The organism is Streptomyces sp. NPDC006516 (assembly GCF_040611875.1).
Classification (GTDB): Bacteria; Actinomycetota; Actinomycetes; order Streptomycetales; family Streptomycetaceae; genus Streptomyces.
Genome location: NZ_JBEXPD010000001.1, coordinates 293342 through 310795 on the forward strand (window position 1 = coordinate 293342; position 17454 = coordinate 310795).

15 protein-coding genes are annotated in these 17454 nt (G+C 71.7%); 7 read left to right on the top strand and 8 right to left on the bottom strand.

Going from position 1 to position 17454, the window contains the following annotated elements; all coding sequences use genetic code 11:
- Window positions 1-18: 18 nt before the first annotated feature.
- The 4 genes from ABZY45_RS01315 to ABZY45_RS01330 all read right to left on the bottom strand — a co-directional run bounded on the left by ABZY45_RS01315 (window position 19) and on the right by ABZY45_RS01330 (window position 4459).
- Complete coding sequence (locus ABZY45_RS01315; RefSeq protein WP_356734872.1) at window positions 19-1245, bottom strand: cytochrome P450; 1227 nt, start codon at window positions 1243-1245, stop codon at window positions 19-21.
- 133 nt (window positions 1246-1378) lie between these two features.
- Entirely contained in the window at window positions 1379-2338 is a 960-nt protein-coding gene (locus ABZY45_RS01320; protein ID WP_356734874.1) for a cation diffusion facilitator family transporter, read from the bottom strand.
- 67 nt (window positions 2339-2405) lie between these two features.
- Complete coding sequence (locus ABZY45_RS01325) at window positions 2406-3281, bottom strand: acyl-CoA thioesterase II (protein ID WP_356734876.1); 876 nt, start codon at window positions 3279-3281, stop codon at window positions 2406-2408.
- A gap of 20 nt (window positions 3282-3301) precedes the next feature.
- The gene (locus ABZY45_RS01330; RefSeq protein ID WP_356734878.1) at window positions 3302-4459 is read right to left on the bottom strand and encodes an acyl-CoA dehydrogenase family protein; all 1158 of its coding nucleotides are present in this window, start codon (window positions 4457-4459) and stop codon (window positions 3302-3304) included.
- 282 nt (window positions 4460-4741) lie between these two features.
- On the opposite strand from ABZY45_RS01330, the gene ABZY45_RS01335 reads away from it, so the two are divergent.
- Window positions 4742-5170, top strand: a complete 429-nt coding sequence (locus ABZY45_RS01335) for an Asp23/Gls24 family envelope stress response protein (RefSeq protein ID WP_356734880.1) — start codon at window positions 4742-4744, stop codon at window positions 5168-5170.
- A gap of 61 nt (window positions 5171-5231) precedes the next feature.
- Here ABZY45_RS01335 and ABZY45_RS01340 read toward each other — a convergent pair whose 3' ends face one another.
- Window positions 5232-5633: a peptidase inhibitor family I36 protein gene (locus ABZY45_RS01340; protein ID WP_356734882.1), complete on the bottom strand. Its 402-nt coding sequence runs from the start codon at window positions 5631-5633 to the stop codon at window positions 5232-5234.
- 244 nt (window positions 5634-5877) lie between these two features.
- Here ABZY45_RS01340 and ABZY45_RS01345 point away from each other — a divergent pair, with 244 nt between their 5' ends.
- The gene (locus ABZY45_RS01345; protein ID WP_356734884.1) at window positions 5878-6219 is read left to right on the top strand and encodes a DUF5713 family protein; all 342 of its coding nucleotides are present in this window, start codon (window positions 5878-5880) and stop codon (window positions 6217-6219) included.
- 43 nt (window positions 6220-6262) lie between these two features.
- On the opposite strand, the gene ABZY45_RS01350 is transcribed toward ABZY45_RS01345, so the two are convergent.
- Window positions 6263-6415, bottom strand: a complete 153-nt coding sequence (locus ABZY45_RS01350; RefSeq protein WP_356734886.1) for a DUF397 domain-containing protein — start codon at window positions 6413-6415, stop codon at window positions 6263-6265.
- A gap of 101 nt (window positions 6416-6516) precedes the next feature.
- Between ABZY45_RS01350 and ABZY45_RS01355 the strand changes: the two genes are divergently transcribed.
- The gene (locus ABZY45_RS01355; protein WP_356734888.1) at window positions 6517-6942 is read left to right on the top strand and encodes a hypothetical protein; all 426 of its coding nucleotides are present in this window, start codon (window positions 6517-6519) and stop codon (window positions 6940-6942) included.
- 51 nt (window positions 6943-6993) lie between these two features.
- Here the strand turns inward: ABZY45_RS01355 and ABZY45_RS01360 are convergent, their stop codons facing one another.
- Window positions 6994-8547 (bottom strand): PucR family transcriptional regulator, encoded by a 1554-nt coding sequence (locus ABZY45_RS01360; protein ID WP_356734890.1) that lies wholly within the window; start codon window positions 8545-8547, stop codon window positions 6994-6996.
- Between the two features lie 121 nt (window positions 8548-8668).
- Between ABZY45_RS01360 and ABZY45_RS01365 the strand changes: the two genes are divergently transcribed.
- From ABZY45_RS01365 to ABZY45_RS01375, 3 genes are all read left to right on the top strand, one after another.
- Complete coding sequence (locus tag ABZY45_RS01365) at window positions 8669-10144, top strand: sodium:solute symporter (protein ID WP_356734892.1); 1476 nt, start codon at window positions 8669-8671, stop codon at window positions 10142-10144.
- 162 nt (window positions 10145-10306) lie between these two features.
- On the top strand, window positions 10307-11275 hold the full coding sequence (gene speB, locus ABZY45_RS01370) for an agmatinase (protein ID WP_356734894.1): 969 nt from the start codon (window positions 10307-10309) through the stop codon (window positions 11273-11275).
- Window positions 11272-12954, top strand: coding sequence for a thiamine pyrophosphate-binding protein (locus ABZY45_RS01375; protein WP_356734896.1), 1683 nt, complete (start codon window positions 11272-11274; stop codon window positions 12952-12954). Before speB ends, ABZY45_RS01375 begins: the two co-directional genes overlap by 4 nt.
- Before the next feature lie 104 nt (window positions 12955-13058).
- Here the strand turns inward: ABZY45_RS01375 and ABZY45_RS01380 are convergent, their stop codons facing one another.
- A complete protein-coding gene (locus ABZY45_RS01380; RefSeq protein ID WP_356734898.1) occupies window positions 13059-13415 on the bottom strand; it encodes a hypothetical protein in 357 nt (118 codons plus the stop codon).
- A 317-nt stretch (window positions 13416-13732) separates the two neighbouring features.
- On the opposite strand from ABZY45_RS01380, the gene ABZY45_RS01385 reads away from it, so the two are divergent.
- Window positions 13733-17437: an ABC transporter ATP-binding protein gene (locus ABZY45_RS01385; RefSeq protein WP_356736536.1), complete on the top strand. Its 3705-nt coding sequence runs from the start codon at window positions 13733-13735 to the stop codon at window positions 17435-17437.
- The last annotated feature ends 17 nt before the right edge of the window (window positions 17438-17454 follow it).

A 17454-nucleotide genomic window follows, 5' to 3' on the forward strand; every position in this document is an offset into this window, starting at 1 on the left:
GGGCCCGCCCGCGCCCGATCAGCCCCGGGGCGGGCGCAACCGCACGGGAAGCGACCGGTGGCCGTTGCTGATCAGGGAGGCCACCGGTCGCATGTCCCCGTCGGCAGGTGCGAGTTCGGCGTCGGGGAAGCGCTCGAAGAACGCTCCCAGCGCGATCTCCCCCTCCATGCGGGCCAGCGCCGCGCCGAGGCAGAAGTGGATGCCGTGCCCGAAGGCGAGGTGTTCCTTGGTGATCCTGGTGACGTCGAAGGCGTCCGGATCGGTGTGCCAGCCGGGGTGGCGGTTGGCCGCCGCGTAGGACGCGAGGATCGCCTCCCCCTCGGCGATGGTCCGCCCGTCGGGCAACGGGATGTCGGCGAGGGCGTACCGCAGGGGAAGGTGTTTGACCGGCGGCGAGTGGCGCAATGTCTCCTCCACGACGTCCGGCCACGTCGCGCGGCCCTCCCGGACATGGGTGAGCTGCTCGGGGTGGGTGAGGAGGGTCGTGACGGCTTGGTCGATCAGGTTGACGGTGGTCTCGTAACCTGCGTTGATCATCAGGAGCAGAGTGTCGCGCAGCTCCTCCTCGGCCAGCGTCTGCCCGTCGGCCTCACCCAGCGCGATCAGCACGGACGCCATGTCCTCACCCGGCTCGGCCCGCTTTGCGGCGATGAGGGCGTCGAGCATCGCGTACAACTGCTCCGCGTTGGCGGCGGCCTCCTCGGGGGTCAGGGTGGTGGCGAACACGTCGTTGACGAGACCGCGGAACTCGGTGGCCCGGTCCTCGGGGACACCCAGCAGCGTCCCGATGACCGCGATGGGCAGCGGATAGGCGAACAGCTCCCGTACGTCGGCGACCTCGCCCGGGGGAGTGGCCTCCAGTCCGTCCAGCAGCCGCTCCACGATGCCCTCGACGGTCGGCTGCAGCGCGGCGATGCGCCGTGCGCTGAACGCCGGGGCGACGATGCGGCGCAGACGCCGGTGGTCCCCGCCGTACGCGGTGAACATGTTCGTCGCGGCCACCCACAGGGCCAGCGGCCAGGTCTGCACGGCTTCGTCGAAGCCGGGCCAGTGCCGGCGCGCGTCCTTGGACACGTCCGGGCTGGTCAGTAACTCCTTCAGCAGGACCGGATCGGTCACCGACCAGGCCTCCACCCCGAGGATGTCGATACGGGCGGCGGACCCCTGGGCACGCAGGAGTGCGTGTTCCGCGTCCGCGTCGCGGGCGGCGGGGTCCAGGACGAAGGGCGGCGGGTGCTGCGTCATGGCCGGGTACTCCTCGGTCGGCGAAGCGGACGGCCGGGTCCTACCCGTCGCGCGGGGCCCGGACCCCGGCCCTTCGCAGCACTCCGCCCGTCCGTTGCGCGACCGGCTCACGCCCGGTCCACCGGCGCCCGTCTCAGCTGTCGGCGCGCGCCTCCGGCCGCTGCGCGCGCCCCGGCGTCGGATCCAGGTACACCCGCTGGACGGCCGGGTAGCGCTCCCGCAACTGCTGTTCCGCCTCCTCGCACGCCCACTCGATCTGCCGGGCGGTCGACGCGTCCCGGAAGTCGACCTTGGCGGCGACCAGCAGCTCCGAGGGACCCTGGATCAGCGTGGTCAGCTCCAGCACCTCGACGATGTGCGGCACCGACAGCAGTTCCTCGCGCACCCCGGCCCGCATCTGCGCCGGGAGCGGCCGGCCGATCAGCAGCTGGGCGTTGGACCGGCAGAGCACCCAGGCCACGTACACCAGCAGGAAGCCGATCAGCACCGACGCGATGCCGTCCCAGACCCCGGAACCGGTCAGCTGCCCGCCGAGCAGGCCGCCGGCCGCCAGCAGCAGTCCGGCCAGGGCCGCCGAGTCCTCCATCACCACCGCCTTGACCGCCGTGTCGGGGGTCCGGCGCAGATAGCGTGGCGCGGGCATCCGGAGCCGGGCGGCGTCGCCGCGCACCTGCCGGACACCCGTGCGCAGCGAGAAGCCCTCCAGCAGGAAGGCCACCGCGAGCACGATGTACGAGACGAGCGGATCGCCCAGCTCCTCGCCCTCGATCAGGGTGTGGATCCCGTCGTACAGGGAGAACACCGCGCCGCCGACGAACGTCGCGACGGCGGCGAGCATCGCCCAGATGTACCGTTCGGGGCCGTAGCCCAGCGGATGGTCCTCGTCGGGGGGCTTCTCGCTGCGCTTGAGCGCGGTGAGCAGCATGGCCTCGGTCACGGTGTCGGCGACCGAGTGCGCGGCCTCCGAGAGCATCGCGCTCGAACCGCTGATCAGCCCCGCCACCAGCTTCGCCACGGCGATGCCGAGATTGGCCGCCGCCGCGACGACGACGGTGAACGTGGACTCGCCACCCTCGGTCTGCTCGTCACCCATGATGGGCAGTATGTCCGAATGTGCGGGTTCGGTCCCTCGGGACGCGGCGCGATGTACGAACGCGGCGTCAGTCCCTCGGGACGCGGACGAGCCCTTCCTGGATGACCGTGATGGCGAGCTTCCCGTCCGCCGTCCAGATCCTCGCCTGCCCGAGACCGCGTCCGCCGGACGCCGAGGGCGACTCCTGGTCGTACAGCAGCCACTCGTCGGCGCGGAACGGGCGGTGGAACCACATCGCGTGATCGAGACTGGCACCCACCACGTCACCGACCGACCAGCCGCCGCGCCCGTGGGCGAGCAGCACGGAGTCGAGCAGCGTCATGTCGGAGACGTACGTCGCCAGGCAGACGTGCAGCAGGGGATCGTCCGCCAGCTTGCCGTGGGTGCGGAACCAGACCTGGGAGCGGGGCTCGCGCGGTGCGCCGGCGGTGGCGAACGGAGGCGCGTCGACGTACCTGAGGTCCACGGCGGCCCGGGCCTCCAGCAGCCGGTCCACCATGCTCGGGTCGGTGAAGCGGTGCGCGTGGCGCGGCAGCATCTCCGCCGTCGTCGGCAGGCTCTCCGGGTCCGGCGCCGAGGGCATGACTGCCTGGTGGTCCAAGCCCTCCTCGTGCACCTGGAAGGACGCCGAGAGGTGGAAGATCGGCTTGCCGTGCTGCACGGCGACGACCCGGCGGGTGGTGAAGGACCGCCCGTCGCGGATCCGGTCGACGCTGTAGACGATGGGCGCGCCTGGGTCACCCGGGCGCAGGAAGTACGCGTGCAGGGAGTGGGCACCCCGGTCGTCGGGGGCCGTGCGCCCGGCGGCGACCAGGGCCTGGGCCGCGACCTGGCCGCCGAAGACGCGGGGCACGACGGCCGAACGGCTCGTGCCCCGGAAGATGTCCTGCTCGATCTGCTCGAGGTCGAGCAGATCGAGCAGGGAGTCGAGTGCTGCGCTCATGGATGAGAACGTAGCCGCTCTCAGAGACCCATGGACTTGGCGATGATCGACTTCATGACCTCGCTGGTGCCGCCGTAGATGCGGTTGACGCGGTTGTCCGTGTAGAGCCGGGCGATCGGGTACTCGTTCATGAAGCCGTAGCCGCCGTGCAGCTGGAGGCAGCGGTCGATCACGCGGTGCGCGACCTCGGTGCAGAACAGCTTCGCCGAAGCGGCCTCGGCGGGGGTGAGCTCACCCGCGTCCAGAGCCTCGATCGCGCGGTCGCAGACGGCCTCGGCGGCGTCCACCTCGGCCTTGCAGGCGGCCAGCTCGAACTTGGTGTTCTGGAAGGACGCGACGCTCTTGCCGAAGACGGTGCGGTCCTGCGTGTACTGCTGGGCGAACCGCACGGCGGCCTTCGCCTGCGCGTACGCGCCGACGGCGATGCCGAGGCGCTCCTGCGGGAGGTTCTGGCCGAGGTAGGAGAAGCCCTTGTTCTCCTCGCCCAGGAGGTCCTCGACGGGCACCTTGACGTCGACGAAGGCCAGTTCGGCGGTGTCGGAGACCTTCAGACCCAGCTTGTCGAGCTTGCGTCCGACCGAGTAGCCCTCGGACTTGGTGTCGACCACCAGGAGCGAGATGCCGTGGCGGCGGTCGTCGGCCTTGGGGGCGTCCGTGCGAGCACAGACGATGACCTTGTCGGCGTGCACACCACCGGTGATGAAGGTCTTGGCGCCGTTGAGGACGTAGTGCGTGCCGTCCTCGGAGAGCTTGGCCGTCGTCTTCATGCCGGCCAGGTCCGAACCGGTGCCCGGCTCGGTCATGGCTATCGCGTACATCGTCTTGCCGGAGACGAAGTCGGGCAGCCAGCGCTTCTTCTGCTCCTCGGTGGCGTACGCCTTGAGGTACGGCAGGCAGAGCAGGACGTGCACACCCGAGCCGCCGAAGGACACGCCGGCGCGGGCGGTCTCCTCGTACAGGACGGCCTCGAACTTGAAGGACTCCTCGCCCGCGCCGCCGTACTCCTCGGGTACCTCGATGCCGAAGATGCCCAGCTCGGCGAGCTTGTAGTAGAAGTCGCGAGGCGCCTGACCCGCCGCGAACCACTCGTCGTAGACGGGGACGACCTCGGCCTCGATGAAGGCGCGGATGGTCTCCCGGAACGCCTCGTGGTCCTCGTTGTAAACCGTACGGCGCACGGGTGCCTCCTGGTGTCAGCTTCAGCGTCAGCTTCGGTCGCGGTGGCTAAGCGCTTGCTCAGTCCTGATTCAAAAGTTACCCGGCGGTCACGGTGGCTGTCCAGGGTGATGCTGAGCACGCGCGACAGCGCACGGCGCTGCCGGGGCGGCCGGTGGCGGAGCGTGTCCGGACGGAGCGCTGTGTGCGCCTCGTTGGCGGGGGAGAGCGGGCAGGCGCACAGTGAAATGAGAACCGGTGAGGACGCGAGCAGCCTCGCCGCATCAATCCCCTGTGAGGCAGTCATGGCTGAATTCGGAACCCCGGGCGGCAATTCGGGTGAGAAGACGCGTGGCAGGACCACCATCGCCGACGGAGTGGTGGCCACCATCGCCGGCATAGCCATTCGCGAGACCGAGGGTGTGCACTCGGTGGGCCGGGGCGCGTCGAAGGCGATAGGCGCCGTGGCGGGACGCGTGGGCGGGTCCTCCGGTGGCGGACGCGGCGTGAAGGTGGAGGTGGGGGAGGAGCAGACCGCTGTGGATGTCGACATCGAGGTCGAGTACGGCGTGGCGATCCACGAACTCGCGGACAGAGTCAGGGGCAACGTGACCGACGCGGTGGAGACGATGACGGGGCTGGAGGTCGTCGAGATCAACATCAACGTCTTCGACGTCCACGTCCCGGGTGATGACGACGAGGACGAGGGCGAGGAGCGCTCCCGCGTGCGGTGAGCGACCCCGCCCGGTCGGCACCGGTCACGGCACCCGCCCCACGGGGCGGGCCCGGCGCGGCCTACTGGGGCCGGAAGGAACGGATCTGGTAGTTCCCCTGGAGGTTGCCGCCCTGCCCGGCGAGTGTGGAGCCGACACGCGAGTTGAAGTTGGTCTGCGTGTAGTACTGCACGCGGTGCTCGGTCTTGTTCCACACCGAGCGGACGTTCTTGCCGGCGCGGATGAAGGAGCAGTTGTCGGCGGTGTTCCGCATCTCGGCGGCCGACCACTGACAGCGTGTCCCCTCGCCGTTCCACCCGTCGAAGGCGCAGAAGTAACCGTGGGTGCAGCGCGTGAACGCGGCGCTCGGAGCGGAGGCGGCGGTGGCTGCCGGCCTGCTCGTGTCCGTGGCCGAGACGGGGCCCGTGCCCAGTCCGAAGGCCAGGACGATCGCGGTGGCGGCGAGTGCGGTGATGCGCTTCACGGAGGGACCTTTCGCTGTTGCGTGCCGGGCGATGCCCGTGATCAACGGCAGCGTGCCACCCCGCTGACCTGCCCGGACAGACCCTGAAAGGGGGGCGCGCGAGGCCTGTTCGACGCGTCGGGGCGCGCCTGCGCGCACCGGCGTGCAGATGGCGTCCGCTGCCTGCGCCCCGTCCGGCCCGGCTCTGTCAGTGGTGTGGTGCACCATCAAGTGGACGGAGCAAGGCGTTGACGGGGGGACGGTTGTGGCGATCACGAACCGGCAGATGGCGGAGCACGCGTTCCTGGGCGGGATGTACGCGGACGAGTACTTCCCGGACCACGTCGTGGACAAGGGGAAGGCCGTCCTGGTGCGGCTCTGCGAACAGATCGAGGCCGAGCGGCCCGACGGCCTGCCGGCGCTCTATGCGCTGACTCACGCGGCGACGGCGGAATTCAACGATCTGGAAGCCGAGTTCGAGGCGGCGGGAAGCGGGATCGAGACCACCGCGCGCGAGGAGATAGGTGAGGACTTCTGGCGCATCGCGACCGCGTACGGCTTCGAGGGGGCGGACGTGGAGGAACTGATCGCCACGCGGGAATGGTGAAAGGAGGCTCGAAGCTGGGCAGCCCTGGCCGCGCATCGCGTCCTCAGACGGAGAAGTGCCCGTTCTCGACGGCGACGTCGAAGGACGACCAGCCGGCCGGGGCGAAGACCAGGACGGGCCCATGGGGCGCCTTCGAGTCGCGGACGGGCACGCCGGAGGGTGACCGTCCAGGACCGGCCGTAGTCCTGGCACGCATGGCCGAGTCGTTGCGCGACGTGCACCGGATCGCGGAGAGCAGGGGGGAACGCCTGGCCGCGACCTCGGCCGGTCTCGCGGCGACCGCTGTACATTGCCGGCATGGGTGATCTGTTCGTGGTGGAACTCGCGTTGGACCTGGGTGCTGCCACGCCGGGCGAGGTCGTGGACGGCCTGAGTTGGCACCTCGGTACCGGCCCGCGCGGCCACGAGGTCGCCACCGCCACCCCCGTGGACCGGCTGGACGAGGCCTGCCCGCTCCTGGCCGACCGCGGGCCGGCCGCCCGTACCGGCGGTCTGCTGGTGGGCGAGCTGATCCCTGCCGAGCAGGGCTGGTCGCTGACCGTGCGGCAGGAGGTGCACGCGGAGTCATTGCCGGACCTGGACCCGCTCCTGGAGCAGTTGGCGCGGCACTCGCGCACCGGGGGCGTCATCGGGCAGATCCGCTTCTACGAGGATCACGTGCCGGAACTGCTGATCAGCGAGGCGGGCACGCTGGTGAGGATGGGCCTCGAGCCCTCCGGGTGACTGCTCTGCCGACGGACGGCCGGACGGCGCGGCGGCGCCCCGGGGGCCGGGTCATCGCAGCGCGAACCACAGCTCCGTCCGTACGTCCATGTCGTCCAGGTCCGCGTCCAGCAGCGCCGCGCACCGGGCGATGCGCTGGCGCACCGTGTTGCGGTGGATGCGCAGGGCCACCGCCGTGCGGTCCCAGCTGCCGTGGAGGCTCAGCCAGCAGCGCAGCGTCTCGGCCAGGGGTTCGGTCAACGGGGCCAGGAGGGCGCGGGCGTGGGCCTCGGCGCGGTCCGGGGGGATGAGGTCGGCCAGACCTCCGATGCCGGGGCGGTGCCGGGTGAGAGCGGCGTGGGTGGCCTCCGCGTGACCCAGTGCGCGGGCCGCCTGGGCATCGGCCGCAGGCAGTGCCGATGCGGAGGTGGGCTCGGAGGCGCCGAGCGTCCAGCCGGGCTGCGGGGCCACGTCGTGGCCGCCGGGCAGGAGGACCCGTACGGTCTCCCGGTCCACGTCGGACAGCGCGGAGCCCAGCCCGGCGGCGAGCGCGCCGGCGGTCAGGGCGTCGGCCGGTGCGCCGTCGGTGCGCCGGGCGTGAACCACCGTCCAGGAGTCGCCGTCGCCCAGCAGCGGGGCCACCTCCTGCGGGGTCGCGCCCAGCAGCAGGCGTACGAGCGCGGCCGAGCGGCCCGCCGCGTCCGCGCCCTGGTGCGGGGCGGTGAGCAGCGAGAGGAGTACGACGGCGATACCGGCGACGGTGTGGTCGCCGGACTCACGCCGAGGCGTCGCCAGGACCAGGGAGAGGCCCTGCGCACCGCCCAGCGCGTACGCGGACAACTGGCTTCCGCCGCGCGTGTCGGTCGCCGAGGAAGGGCTCGGCTTCCGGACGGGCGAGCCGGACGATGCGGGCGAGCCGGGCGAGCCGGGCGAGGTGGGCGAGTCGGACGATGCCGGTGAGCTGGGGGAGACGGAGGAAGCGGACGGGGTGGGGGAGGCGGGCGGTGCGGGGGTCACCACCCGGGCCAGTCGCGCCAGTGCCGCCCGCACGTCCGGTGCCGTACGTCCTCCCGCCGCGTGCAGCACCTCGCCGTCCGCCGTGAGCAGCGCGACCCTGCCCTCCAGCTGCACGGCCAGCTGCCGCAGCACCGCTGGCACCGGGTCGGGCCGGGCCGCGGCCGTCGCCAGGGCCTGCTGGGCCCGGGTCACCCGGCGCAGCTCACGGTGCCGGGCCTCCGCCATGAGCCGCCACACCGCACGCGCGATCGCGGCGAAGCGCGTCTCGGGCGGCACCTCCAGCAGCGGCAGCCCGTGCCGCTCGCACGCCTCCACCAGGGCTTCCGGCACGGTGTCGTGCACCGGTGCCACCCCGAAGCCGAGCGCCGCCGCCCCCGCCTGGACCAGCCGGGCCACGTAGGTGTCGGCGTCGGCGAGCTGGACCCCCGCGGTCAGCACCAGTTCGCCGCCGAGCAGATACGGATACGGATCGGCCATCTCCGAGGTGTGCACCCACAGCAGATCCGCGTGGTCCGGACCGGCGATCCGGTGCAGTCCGAGCTCCTCCCGGGCCAGCAGTCCGGCCAGCGGGATGGGCGGGGAAGGAGGCCCGGCGGGGGAGTCCGGCATGGATGATCCATCTGGTCGGCGAGGTGCGGATGGAGGAAACGTACACTTCAGCGTCGGCTTCCAGCCACCTACCGTCTTGACGACACGTGACCTCGAACGGAAACGAGACGGAGGAAAGCCCATGGCTGTCGACTACGCGGTGATCGTCGTCTATCTGGCCGGCATGCTCGCCATGGGCTGGTGGGGCATGCGCCGCGCCAAGTCCAAGAGTGAGTTCCTGGTCGCCGGGCGCCGGCTCGGCCCCTGGATGTACTCCGGCACCATGGCCGCGATCGTCCTCGGCGGTGCCTCCACCATCGGCGGCGTCGGCCTCGGCTACCAGTACGGGCTCTCCGGCGCCTGGATGGTCTTCACGATCGGCCTCGGGCTGCTGGCCCTGTCCGTGTTCTTCTCCGCCCGCATCGCCCGGCTGAAGGTCTACACCGTCTCCGAGATGCTCGACCTGCGATACGGCGGCCGGGCCGGGATCATCTCGGGCGTCGTCATGTGGGCGTACACGCTGATGCTCGCGGTGACGTCGACCATCGCCTACGCCACGATCTTCGACGTCCTGTTCGACATCGACCGCACCGTCGCGATCATCCTCGGCGGCGCCATCGTCGTCGCGTACTCGACGCTCGGCGGCATGTGGTCGATCACGATCACCGACATGGTGCAGTTCGTCGTCAAGACCATCGGTGTCCTGCTCCTGCTCCTGCCGATCGCCGTGATCAAGGCCGGCGGCTTCAGCGAGATGAAGGCGCAGCTGCCCACGGAGTACTTCGACCCGCTGGGCATCGGCGGCGAGACGATCTTCACGTACGTCCTGATCTACACCTTCGGCATGCTGATCGGCCAGGACATCTGGCAGCGCGTGTTCACCGCGCGCAGCGACAGGACGGCGCGCTGGGGCGGCACCGTCGCCGGCACCTACTGCCTGGTGTACGCGATAGCCGGAGCCGTCATCGGCACGGCCGCCAAGGTGATGTACCCGAAGCTGCCCAGCGCGGACGCGGCCTTCGCGACCATCGTGAAGGACGAGCTGCCGGTCGGCGTGCGCGGGCTCGTGCTGGCCGCCGCGCTCGCTGCGGTGATGTCCACCTCCTCCGGGGCGCTGATCGCCTGCGCCACCGTGGCCAACAACGACATCTGGTCGCGGCTGCGGGGCGTGGTCGCCAGGGACGGCGGCGAGGAACGGGACGAGGTGAAGGGGAACCGGGCGTTCATCCTCATCATGGGCCTCGCCGTGATCGTGATCGCCATCGCGCTCAACGACGTCGTCGAGGCGCTGACCGTCGCCTACAACCTGCTGGTCGGCGGGCTGCTCGTGCCGATCCTGGGCGGTCTGCTGTGGCGCCGGGGCACGGCGGCGGGCGCGCTGGCCGCCGTGGTCGCCGGCGGCGTCGCGGTGATCGGGCTGATGGCCGGGTACGGGATCCTGGCGAACGAGCCGGTCTACTACGGGCTGCTCGCCTCGCTCGCCGTGTACGTCGTCGTCTCGCTGGCGACCGAGCCGACCGACGCCGCCGTGCTGGCCGCATGGCGCGAGCGGCTGGCCGGGCGGGGCGCCGAGGACGGTGCCGAGGACCCGGCAACCCCGGACGCGGTCACCGTCTGACCCACCGTGCCGGAGACGGTCCCTCCCGCACCGCGGGGCCTTCTCCCTCGGGGGCCGACCGGCCCCCACCGCAGGGAGCAGCCCGTGTCCGCCCCCTGAAAGACTGAATACCGTATCAACGCCCACAAGGCGTGCATCGTTGAACGAAAGGCACCCGCACCCATGAGCAGCAACGAAACGCCGCGCGGCCCCGTCGACTCCTCCCGCGTCCCGCGGTACGCCGGACCCGCGACGTTCGCGCGGCTGCCGCGGCTCGACGAGGTCGGCTCCGCCGATGTCGCCGTCGTCGGCGTGCCCTTCGACACCGGTGTCTCCTACCGTCCCGGCGCCCGCTTCGGCGGCAACGCCATCCGCGAGGCCTCCCGGCTCCTGCGCCCGTACAACCCGGCGCAGGACGCCTCCCCGTTCGCACTCGCCCAGGTCGCCGACGCCGGGGACATCGCCGCGAACCCCTTCAACATCAACGAGGCCGTCGAGACCATCGAGGCCGCCGCCGACGACCTCCTCGGTACCGGCGCCCGGCTGATGACGCTCGGTGGCGACCACACCATCGCGCTGCCCCTGCTGCGTTCCGTCGCCAAGAAGCACGGCCCCGTCGCCCTGCTCCACTTCGACGCCCACCTGGACACCTGGGACACCTACTTCGGCGCCGAGTACACCCACGGCACCCCGTTCCGCCGCGCCGTCGAGGAGGGCATCCTCGACACCGAGGCGCTGTCCCACGTCGGCACCCGCGGCCCGCTGTACGGCAAGCAGGACCTCACCGACGACGCCAAGCTGGGCTTCGGCATCGTCACGTCGGCCGACGTCATGCGCCGCGGCGTGGACGAGATCACCGACCAGCTGCGCCAGCGCATCGGTGACCGCCCGCTCTACATCTCCATCGACATCGACGTGCTCGACCCGGCGCACGCCCCCGGCACCGGTACCCCCGAGGCGGGCGGCCTCACCTCGCGCGAGCTCCTGGAGATCGTGCGCGGGCTCTCCTCCTGCCACCTCGTCTCGGCGGACCTGGTCGAGGTCGCCCCGGCGTACGATCACGCGGAGATCACGTCCGTCGCCGCCTCGCACACGGCGTACGAGCTGACGACGATCATGTCCCGCCAGATCGCGGAGGGCCGCACCCAGTGAGTCACGACCACGACGACCGCCCGCAGCTCACCGCCGCACAGGCCGAAGCGGCCCTGAACCCCCCGTCCGGCCGCAACGGCGGCGACCTCGTGGTCGAGACGCTCCAGGGCCTCGGCGCGACCACCGTCTTCGGGCTGCCCGGACAGCACGCGCTCGGCATGTTCGACGCGCTGCGCCGCTCCTCGCTCTCGTACGTCGGGCTGCGCGTCGAGAACAACGCGGGCTTCGCCGCCGACGCCTACGGGCGCATCACCGGCGAGGTGGCCCTCCTGCTGCTCTCCACCGGCCCGGGCGCGCTCACCTCCCTGGCCGCGCTCCAGGAGGCAGCAGCCGCGTCCGCACCCGTGCTCGCGGTCTCCAGCCAGATCCCCACCGCCGGACTCGGCGGTGGGCGCCACGGCTATCTGCACGAGCTCCGCGACCAGAAGGCGTCCTTCCGGGACATCGTGAAGTCCGTGCACACCGTCCGCACGGCGTCACAGATCCCGTCCGCGATCGCCGCCGCCTGGGAGTCCGCGCTCACGGCGCCGCACGGGCCGGTCTGGGTGGAGATCCCGCAGGACGTGCTGCTCGCCGAGACGGTCCTGCCCGTGGTCAGCGCGCTCGACGCCACCCCGCGCGAGCTGTACCCACGACCGGAGCTGACCCTCGCGGCGGCCCACCTGCTGTCGAACGCCGAGCGTCCGGTGATCATCGCGGGCGGCGGGGTCGTACGCTCCGACGCCGCCGGCAAGCTGCGCGCGCTCGCGGAGAAGATCGACGCTCCGGTCGTCACGACCTTCGGCGGCAAGGGCGCCTTCCCCTGGGAGCACCCGCTCTCGCTCAGGTCCTGGCTGGAGGACCGGTACACCACGGACTTCCTGGAGTCGGCGGACGTGCTGCTGGTCGTCGGGTCGGGGCTCGGCGAGCTCTCCTCGAACTACCACACCTTCGCCCCGCGAGGCCGGGTCATCCAGATCGAGGCCGACGCCGGCAAGCTTGAGTCCAACCACCCCGCCCTCGGCATCCACTCCGACGCCCGTGAGGCATTGGCCGACCTCCTGGAGGCGGTGGAGCCCCGCGAGGACGACACCGCCGCCGAGCGCGTCCGGGCGCTGCTGGAGCGGGTCCACGAGCGGATCGCGTCCCAGGACCTCACGCTGGAGCAGCAGGTGCTCGCCTCCGTCCGCGAGGCGCTGCCCGACAGCTCGCCCAGCTTCTGGGACATGACGATCCTCGCCTACTGGGCCTGGTCCGCCTTCGACGCCCGCCACCCGAACACGATGCACTCGGCGCAGGGCGCGGGCGGTCTCGGCTACGGCTTCCCGGCCGCCATCGGCGCGGCCGCCGCCGATCCGACGAAGCCGGTGCTCGCGGTCTCCGGTGACGGCGGCGCGATGTACTCCATCGCCGAACTCGCCACCGTGCGGCAGTACGACCTGCCCGTCACCTGGCTGATCGTCGACGACGGGGGCTACGGCATCCTGCGCGAGTACATGACGGGCGCCTTCGGCGAGGCCACGGCCACCGAGCTCTCCCGCCCGGACTTCGTCGCCCTGGCCGAGTCCTTCGGCGTGCCCGCCGTCCTCACCAGCCCCGAGACCCTGGCCGCCGACCTCGGCAAGGCCCTCGCCGCGCCGGGCCCGTCGGTCGTGGTGCTCCCCGCCCTGCTCAAGATGTTCGAGCCGACGCACCTCTAGGCCGAGGCACCTTCACGCCGACGCACCTTCGGGCCGACGCACCTTCGGGGGAGGGCGGCCGGTCCCCGGGACGGAGCAGCCCCGGGGACCGGCCGCCGATCCGCTCACACGGCTTTCCCGATCGCCGCCTCCTGCGCGGCGCGGCCCTCGTGGAAGCGCTCCTGGAGGGCGCTGTCACGCAGGGAGTCAGGCAGGCCCCTCCCCGAGGGCAGCAGATCGGGCAGGGACCTGAACACCACGGCCGCCGACCTCGCCTGCCCTCTGTTCCTGGCCGCCAGCAGGTACTTCCCGGCCGCGTGGAGGTGCTTGGTCAGGTGCTTGGACGGCTCCAGGGCCAGTTTCCGCACGACGTCCGCCCGGCCGAGCGAATGGTGATCGCCCTCGCCGAGTCTCTCCAGTTCCGCCAGTGCCGCGTACAGCCGACCGCAGAGGTACGCCTCCGCCTTCGGGTCGTTCGTCATCGCCTTCCCCGTTCCTGTGAGCCCTGTGAGCGGGACATCCATACCCCGCTGGTCCTAGGACCACCCCGGGGCACACCTGGGCCCATCGGCCGAGAATTGTTGCGGAAGGATGAAATCCGCCGCCGGCCGCGTTGGGGACATGCGGTAGGTCAGGTGGGGCAACGGGGCGAAATCAGGAGGCACGGGTGGCGGGCGCGGAGAAACAGGGCGTGGCGGAACACGACCCCGCCGAGCAGGGTCCCGCCGGGCAGGCAGCCACCGCGAAGGACGGCGGCGCCGAGCAGCGGGGCGCGGAGCAGCCGGGGTGGGGCCGGAGGCTGACCGGGTACGCGTGGCGCTACCGGCGCAACGTCGTGCTCGCCCTCGGCTCGTCGCTCGCCGGCATGGCCGTGATGGCCCTCGTCCCGCTCATCACCAAGGTGATCATCGACGACGTCGTCGGCAGCCACACCCGCTCCCTCGGCGTGTGGACGGGCCTGCTCATCGGTGCGGCCGTCGTCGTCTACGCCGCCACGTTCGTCCGCCGCTACTACGGCGGCCGGCTCGCCCTCGACGTACAGCACGATCTCCGGACCGAGATGTACGGCACCCTGACCCGGCTCGACGGCAAGCGGCAGGACGAGCTGTCCACCGGGCAGGTCGTCGGGAGGGCCACCAGCGACCTCCAGCTGATCCAGGGGCTCCTGTTCATGCTCCCGATGACCATCGGGAACATCCTGCTCTTCCTCATCTCCCTGGTGATCATGGCGTGGCTCTCGCTGCCCCTGACGCTCATCGCCCTCGCCGTGGCCCCCGCGCTCTGGTTCATCGCCCGCCGCTCCAAGGCCCGGCTCTTCCCCGCCACCTGGTACGCCCAGAGCCAGGCCGCCGCCGTCGCCGGAGTCGTCGACGGGGCCGTCTCCGGCGTCCGGGTCGTCAAGGGCTTCGGACAGGAGGAGCAGGAGACCGGAAAGCTCCGCGAGGTCAGCCGCAAGCTCTTCGCGGGCCGGCTGCGCACCATCCGGCTGAACTCCCGCTACACCCCGGCGCTCCAGGCCGTGCCCGCGCTCGGCCAGGTCGCGATGCTGGCCCTCGGCGGCTGGCTCGCCACCCGGGGCGAGATCACCCTCGGTACGTTCGTCGCCTTCTCCACCTATCTCGCCCAGCTCGTCGGCCCGGTCCGGATGCTCGCCATGGTCCTCACCGTCGGCCAGCAGGCCCGGGCCGGTGTGGAGCGCGTCCTGGAGCTCATCGACACCGAGCCGTCCATGAAGGACGGCACCAAGGAGCTGCCCGCCGACGCCCCCGCGCGCGTCGAGTTCGACGACGTACGGTTCGGCTACGACGACGAGCGCCCGGTCCTCGACGGCTTCTCCCTCACCATCGAGCCGGGCGAGACCGTCGCCGTGGTCGGTGCCTCCGGCAGCGGCAAGTCCACGGTCTCGCTCCTGCTGCCGCGCTTCTACGACGTCTCGCACGGGGCCGTCCTGGTCGGCGGCCACGACGTCCGCGAGCTGACCCAGGAGTCGCTGCGGGCCGCCATCGGGCTCGTGCCCGAGGACAGCTTCCTCTTCTCCGAGTCCGTGGGCGCCAACATCGCGTACGGACACCCCGGCGCCACCCAGGAGCAGATCGAGCGCGCCGCGCGCGCCGCTCAGGCCCACGGCTTCATCTCCGAGCTGCCCGAGGGGTACGACACCAAGGTCGGCGAGCACGGCCTCACACTCTCCGGTGGCCAGCGCCAGCGCGTCGCGCTCGCCCGGGCCATCCTCACCGACCCCCGGCTGCTGCTCCTGGACGACGCGACATCCGCCGTGGACGCCCGGGTCGAGCACGAGATCCACGAGGTGCTGGCGCAGGTCATGGAGGGCCGCACCACCCTGCTGATAGCGCACCGCCGCTCCACCCTCGGCCTCGCCGACCGCATCGCCGTCCTCGACCAGGGGCGGCTCGCCGACATCGGCACGCACGCCGAGCTGGAGCGCCGCTCGGCGCTCTACCGCAGGCTGCTCACCGACCCGGACGAGATGCGGGGCACCTCCCCCGGGCACCGGCCGAAGACGCTCGCGGCGGAGCCGGAGGACGACCGCGCGCTCCTGGAGGAGCTCGACGCGGAGTTCGACGCCGAGCGCGGGGTCACCCCCGGGCTGTGGATCCGCAAGGAGGAGCAGCGCGACACGGCCGCCGCGGGGATGCCCGCCACTCCCGAGCTCCTCGCCCAGGTCGACGCGTTGCCGCCCGCCACCGACACCCCCGGTATCGACGAGGCGAGCGCGGTACGCCCGGAGCAGTCCTACGGCCTGCGCAGGCTGCTGCACGGCTTCGGGGCGGCACTGCTGGTGAGCCTCGGGCTGGTAGCCGTCGACGCGGGCATGGGCCTGCTGCTGCCCGTGCTGATCCGGCACGGCATCGACGACGGTGTCACACAGATGGCGCTCGGCGCGGTCTGGGCGGCGGCGGGGCTCGGCCTGCTCGCCGTCCTCGTGCAGTGGGCGGCCCAGATCGGTGAGACCCGGATGACGGGCCGCACCGGCGAACGCGTGCTCTACTCCCTGCGCCTCAAGATCTTCGCGCAGCTCCAGCGGCTCGGCCTCGACTACTACGAGCGCGAGCTGACCGGCCGGATCATGACCAGGATGACGACGGACGTCGACGCCCTCTCGACGTTCCTGCAGACCGGTCTCGTGACGGCCTTCGTCTCTCTCGTCACCTTCTTCGGCATCACGGTCGTGCTGCTCGTCCTCGACATCCAGCTGGCCCTGGTCGTCTTCGCGACGCTCCCGCTGCTGATCGTCGGCACCTTCTTCTTCCGCCGCAAGAGCGTCAAGGCGTACGAGCTCGCCCGTGAGCGCATCAGTGTCGTCAACGCCGACCTCCAGGAGTCCGTCGCCGGGCTGCGGATCGTGCAGGCGTTCCGCCGCGAGCACGACGGCGCCGAGCGCTTCGCGGAGCGCAGCGACCACTACCGTCAGGCCAGGGTCCGAGGGCAGTGGCTGATCTCGGTCTACTTCCCGTTCGTGCAGCTGCTCGCCTCGGTCGCCGCGGCTGCCGTGCTGATCGTCGGCGCGGGCCGCGTGGACGACGGCACGCTGACCACGGGCGCGCTGGTCGCCTACCTCCTGTACATCGACCTGTTCTTCGCCCCCGTGCAGCAGCTGTCCCAGGTCTTCGACGGCTACCAGCAGGCCAGCGTCTCGCTCGGCCGCATCCAGGAATTGCTGCGGGAGCCGACCTCCACGGCCGATCACGACGAGCCGCTGGAGGTGACCTCGCTGCGCGGCGAGATCGCCTTCGAGGACGTGTCGTTCGCCTACACCGGCGAGGAGGAGGCCCTCACCGGCATCGATCTGCGGATTCCGGCGGGCCAGACGGTGGCCTTCGTCGGCGAGACCGGAGCCGGCAAATCCACGCTGGTCAAGCTCGTCGCCCGCTTCTACGACCCGACGAGCGGCCGGGTCACGGCGGACGGCACCGATCTGCGCCGCCTCGACAGGACCGCGTACCGCCACCGGCTCGGTGTCGTGCCCCAGGAGGCCTACCTCTTCGAGGGAACGGTGCGTGACGCCATCGCGTACGGACTCCCTGACGCCACCGACGCCCAGGTGGAGGCGGCGGCGAGGGCGGTCGGGGCACACGACATGATCGCCACGCTGGAGGACGGTTATCTGCACGAGGTCGCCGAGCGGGGCCGTAACCTCTCGGCCGGCCAGCGCCAGCTGATCGCGCTCGCCCGCGCCGAGCTGGTCGACCCGGACGTCCTGCTGCTCGACGAGGCGACCGCCTCGCTCGACCTGGCCAGCGAGGCCCAGGTCAACCAGGCCACCGACCGTCTCGCGGGGCGGCGCACCACGCTCGTGGTCGCCCACCGGCTGACGACGGCGGCCCGCGCGGACCGGGTCGTGGTGATGGACCGGGGGAGGGTGGCCGAGGACGGCACCCACGACGAGCTGCTGGCCAGGGGAGGCGCGTACGCGCGGCTGTGGCGCACCTTCATAGGGGAGGACATGGACAAGGGCATAGGGAACGCTCCGGCAGGAGTATGAGTCCGGCCCGCAACCTG